Source organism: Streptomyces sp. 15-116A, from assembly GCF_025290915.1.
Classification (GTDB): Bacteria; Actinomycetota; Actinomycetes; order Streptomycetales; family Streptomycetaceae; genus Streptomyces.
In genome coordinates, this window is record NZ_JAOCQE010000377.1 from 1 (window position 1) to 5047 (window position 5047).

Here is a 5047-nt window from a genome sequence, read left to right on the forward strand (position 1 = left end):
CGCCGGGTACGAGGGCGAGGTGCCGGGGGCCGACCCGGAGCGGGTGCACGCGTGGCTGCGCCGGCTGGTCGCGCTGGCCGTGGAGTTCGACAAGGCGGGCCGGTTCGCCGGGCTGGACGAGATCGTGGTGAGCGCGGGCGGCAGCGCCTGGTTCGACGCGGTCGCCGACGTCTTCGCCGAGATCCCGGAACTGTCCCTGCCCGTATTGAAGTTGCTGCGCTCGGGTGCGTACGTCTCGCACGACGACGGGCACTACCGCAAGCTGACCCCCTTCAACCGGGTCCCCGAGGAGGGCGCCCTGGAGCCCGCGTTCCGTCTGTGGGCGCAGGTGGTCTCCCGGCCCTCGTCCGAGCAGGCGTTCCTCAACGCGGGCAAGCGGGACGCGGCGTACGACCTCGATCTGCCGTTCGCCCAGGTGGTCCGCCGGGACGGCGCCGAGCGTCCGGCGGCCGGGATCACGGTGACCGCCCTGTCCGACCAGCACGCCTGGCTGCGCACCACCGAGGAGGCCGATCTCCGGGTGGGCGACTGGGTGGGGCTCGGGCTCTCCCACCCGTGCACGTCGTTCGACAAGTGGGTGCTGATCCCCGTGGCGGAGGCGGACGGCACGGTCGTCGACTACATCCGCACGTTCTTCTAGGAGGCCGTCGTGGAAGAGCTCGTCATACGGGACGCGGACGTCGTCGACGGCTCCGGGGAGGGGTCGTACCGCGCGGACGTGGTCGTCGACGGCGGCCGGATCGTGTCCATCGTGAAGGAGGCCGCCGCGGCGGGCTGCCAGCGGCCGAAGGCACGCCGTGAGCTGGACGCGGAGGGGCTGGTCCTCTCCCCCGGCTTCATCGACATGCACGCCCACAGCGATCTGGCGCTGCTGCGCGACCCCGACCACTCCGCCAAGGCCGCGCAGGGCGTGACGCTGGAAGTGCTCGGGCAGGACGGGCTGTCGTACGCGCCGGTCGACGACCGCACGCTCGGCGAGGTGCGCCGGGCCATCGCCGGCTGGAACGGCACGGGCGACGACATCGACTTCGACTGGCGGTCGGTCGGCGAGTATCTGGACCGGCTCGATCGCGGGATCGCGGTGAACGCGGCCTATCTGATCCCGCAGGGCACCGTCCGTGCGCTGGCCGTGGGCTGGGAGGACCGGGAGGCCACGCCCGAAGAGCTGGACCGGATGCGGCAGTTGGTCGCTCAGGGCATGGAGCAGGGTGCGGTCGGCCTGTCGTCCGGGCTGACGTACACGCCGGGCATGTACGCCAAGGACGCCGAACTCACCGAGCTGTGCCGGGTGGTGGCGTCGTACGGCGGCTACTACTGCCCGCACCACCGCTCGTACGGGGCCGGTGCCCTTCAGGCCTACGAGGAGATGGTCGCGCTCACCCGCGAGGCCGGCTGCCCGCTGCATCTGGCGCACGCGACGATGAACTTCGGCGTGAACAAGGGCCGCGCGCCCGAACTGCTGGCGCTGCTGGACGAGGCGCTGGACGCCGGGGCCGACATCAGCCTCGACACATACCCGTACACGCCCGGCTGCACCACCCTCGTGGCGCTGCTGCCGAGCTGGGTGAGCGAGGGCGGCCCGGAGGCGATCCTGAAGCGGCTCGCGGACGAGGAGACGGCCGAGCAGATCCGGCACCACCTGGAGGTGACCGGCTCGGACGGCTGCCACGGGGTGCCCGTGGAGTGGGAGACGATCGAGATCTCGGGCGTCGGCGATCCCGCGCTGGGCGCGTACGTCGGCCGTACGGTGCTGGAGTCGGCGCGGGTGCGCGGCGAGAGTCCCTGGGCGGTCGCGCGTGAGCTGCTGCTGCGGGACCGGCTGGCGCCGACGATCCTCCAGCACGTGGGCCACGAGGAGAACGTGCGGGCGATCATGCGGCACCGCGTGCACACGGGCGGTTCGGACGGCATCCTCCAGGGCGCCAAGCCGCATCCGCGCGCCTACGGCACCTTCCCGCGCTATCTCGGGCACTACGTCCGGGAGTTGGGGGTGCTGTCGCTGGAGGAGTGCGTCGCCCATCTGACGTCCCGCCCGGCCGCGCGGCTGCGGCTGCCGGACCGGGGGCTGGTCCGCGAGGGGTACAAGGCGGACCTGGTGCTGTTCGACCCGGAGACGGTGGCGGCGGGCTCGACCTTCGCCGAGCCGCGGACCCTGCCGACGGGCATCCCGTACGTGCTGGTGGACGGACGGTTCGTGATCGAGGACGGGCGGCGCACCGATGTCCTGGCGGGACGGGCGGTGCGCCGGACTCCCCGGTGACCGCCCGCCCGTCAGACGAGGGTCACGGCTTGGGGATCAGACAGCCGCTCGCGCTCAGGTCGAGCTTGTTGTCCACGCCGAAGCAGGCGGGGAACTGGTAGGTCTGCTGGGCGTAGTTGATGCCCTGGCGGACGGTGACGGTGCCGTTCTCGTCGACCTCGCACGGGTTGTTGACCGTGCAGCGCTCGCCGTCCTCGTTGCCGGTGTTGTTGACGGCGACCACCTTGCCGGTGGCGCTGTCGACGACCGGGGAGCCGGAGGTGCCGCCGATGGTGTTGCACTCGGGGGTGTAGCGGACCGAGTCCTTCCAGGTCCAGTCGCCCTCCTTCATGCGGTACGCGAAGCCGTCGACGGAGCAGTTGTAGATCCGCTTCCAGTAGCCGGAGACCACGCTGATGGAGGTCCCGGCCGCCGGGCGGTTCGCGTCGAGGGTGAGCGCGTCGATGCCGTACGCGCTCTTGATCTGCGCGTAGGTGGTGCGCAGCCGGTAGATCGCCGCGTCCGTGTCGGTCATCGTCGCGTAGACGAGGCGGTCGGCGCGCAGGGTGGCGACCCGGGAGCCGGAGGAGCTGAGCAGGGAGAAGGTGCGGCTGGAGGCGCGGTCGACGAGGACCTGGCCGGGCGCGGGGAAGCCGCTCTCCAGGCAGTGACCGTTGGTGAGGACGAGCGCGGGGTCGTCGTCCGCCGAGCCGGGCATGCGGACGACGGAGCCGGAGCAGTTGCTGAGCGCGACGGTCCCGGCGAAGTTCACCGCGCCGGCCTTCGGCGCGGTGAGGCCGGACACGGTGTCGAGGACGCCGTTGACGGTGTCCATCACCGTGCCGGTGGTGGTGCCCGTGGTCGTGCTCGAGTCCGCGCCCGTGGGGGAGGGCTCGGCGGCGACCGCGGGCGCCGCGCCGGCACCGGCCATCGCCAGGGCGCACAGCGCGACGACGAGAGGTTTTCTCATGTGGGGGTCCCCTCATTGCGACGGAGGCGACCGGAATCCTCCGGCCGCCCACAGAATTGTCATGCGCATTGTCATCACGGCGGCCGCGGGGGGACAAGGGTTTGTTTCCGGCCGGTAGCACCTTCACCCGGGAGCGGGAAGCAGGGGGCGACCGTCCTGGGGAGGGTCGGTGTGAAGGTCATGGAGGGAACACGGGCCGGGGCAGAGGAGGTTGGCGGTCATGAGGGGACCATGCGGGTACTTCGAGGCAAACCGTCGCGTCTCACGTGGCGGGAAACACGGCCCATGGGACATTTCCGGGCCGTAAGCTCCCTGCATGCAGGTGATCCAGTCGACCAAGCTCGCCAACGTCTGTTACGAGATCCGGGGCCCGGTGCTCGAGGAGGCGATGCGGCTTGAGGCGGCCGGGCATCGGATCCTCAAGCTGAACACCGGCAACCCGGCGGCGTTCGGCTTCGAGTGCCCGCCCGAGATCCTTGAGGACATCCTCCGCAACGTGTCCTCGGCCCACGGCTACGGCGACGCGAAGGGCCTTCTCGCGGCCCGCCGGGCGGTCGTGATGCACAACCAGACGCTCGGCATCGAGACCGACGTCGAGCACGTGTTCATCGGCAACGGCGTCTCCGAGCTGATCGTCATGGCGATGCAGGGCCTGCTGGACGACGGCGACGAGGTGCTGGTCCCGGCGCCGGACTACCCGCTGTGGACGGCGGCCGTCTCGCTGTCCGGCGGCACGGCGGTGCACTACCGCTGCGACGAGCAGTCCGACTGGATGCCCGACCTCGCCGACATCGAGCGCAAGGTCACCGACCGCACCAAGGCGCTCGTCATCATCAACCCCAACAACCCCACCGGCGCGGTCTACGACGAGGCCGTCGTCAAGGGGCTCACGGACATCGCCCGCCGCCACAACCTGCTGGTCTGCTCGGACGAGATCTACGACAAGATCCTCTACGACGACGCCGTCCACACCCCCACCGCCGCCGTCGCCCCCGATCTGCTCACCCTCACCTTCAACGGCATGTCGAAGGCGTACCGGGTGGCCGGCTACCGGGTGGGCTGGATGTCGATCTCCGGCCCGCGCGCGCACGCCGACTCCTACATCGAGGGCCTGACGATCCTGGCGAACATGCGCCTGTGCGCGAACATGCCGGGCCAGCACGGAGTGGTCGCCGCGCTCAGCGGACGGCAGACGATCAACGACCTGGTGCTGCCGGGCGGACGGCTGCGCGAGCAGCGGGACGTGGCGTACGAGCTGCTGACCCAGATCCCGGGCGTGAGCTGTGTGAAGCCGAAGGGGGCGCTGTACCTCTTCCCGCGGCTGGACCCGAACGTCTTCAAGATCCGCGACGACCGGCAGATGGTCCTGGACCTGCTCAGGCGCGAGAAAATCATGGTCGTGCAGGGCACCGGCTTCAACTGGCCGGAGCCGGATCACTTCCGCGTGGTCACCCTGCCCTCGGTCGCCGACCTGCGGGACGCCGTGGGCCGCATCGGACGCTTCCTGGACGGCTACGGCCAGCCCTGAGCCCCGGATTTCATGGACGACTCAACTTTAGATTGATTCTAAGCTAGGATGGCTTCCTGACAGCTCACGGGAGGCCATCCATGTACGAACCGATCCGCACCAAGTCGGTCCACCGCACGATGGCCGGCACCCCCCACGACTTCCCCCACCGCTCCCGCGAGGAGGAGCTGGACATCCAGCTCGCGGGCCATCTCGCCGCCCTGCTCGCCGTCACCGACGAGCTGCGCGCGACGGCACCCTCGGCCGACCTGGACACCGCGGCGGAACGCCTGGCCGCCCAGGTGACCCGGCTGCGGGGAGGACGTACGCC

The 5047-nt window shown here is 70.7% G+C and carries 3 protein-coding genes and 2 pseudogenes; 4 read left to right on the forward strand and 1 reads right to left on the reverse strand.

Features of this window, described 5'->3' with window-relative positions:
• Positions 1–640: pseudogene (locus tag N4P33_RS32655) on the forward strand (amino acid deaminase); the annotation flags it as partial.
• A gap of 9 nt (positions 641–649) precedes the next feature.
• On the forward strand, positions 650–2260 hold the full coding sequence (locus tag N4P33_RS32660; protein WP_260830555.1) for an amidohydrolase family protein: 1611 nt from the start codon (positions 650–652) through the stop codon (positions 2258–2260).
• A gap of 22 nt (positions 2261–2282) precedes the next feature.
• Here the strand turns inward: N4P33_RS32660 and N4P33_RS32665 are convergent, their stop codons facing one another.
• On the reverse strand, positions 2283–3209 hold the full coding sequence (locus N4P33_RS32665) for a serine protease (protein ID WP_260830556.1): 927 nt from the start codon (positions 3207–3209) through the stop codon (positions 2283–2285).
• 316 nt (positions 3210–3525) lie between these two features.
• Between N4P33_RS32665 and N4P33_RS32670 the strand changes: the two genes are divergently transcribed.
• On the forward strand, positions 3526–4737 hold the full coding sequence (locus N4P33_RS32670; RefSeq protein WP_260830557.1) for a pyridoxal phosphate-dependent aminotransferase: 1212 nt from the start codon (positions 3526–3528) through the stop codon (positions 4735–4737).
• A gap of 80 nt (positions 4738–4817) precedes the next feature.
• Positions 4818–5047: pseudogene (locus tag N4P33_RS32675) on the forward strand (hypothetical protein); the annotation flags it as partial.

Excerpts from the sequence above, each read along its gene's own strand:
- N4P33_RS32665 (WP_260830556.1), bottom strand. The coding sequence starts at position 3,209 with ATGAGAAAACCTCTCGTCGTCGCGCTGTGCGCCCTGGCGATGGCCGGT.
- N4P33_RS32670 (WP_260830557.1), top strand. The coding sequence starts at position 3,526 with ATGCAGGTGATCCAGTCGACCAAGCTCGCCAACGTCTGTTACGAGATC.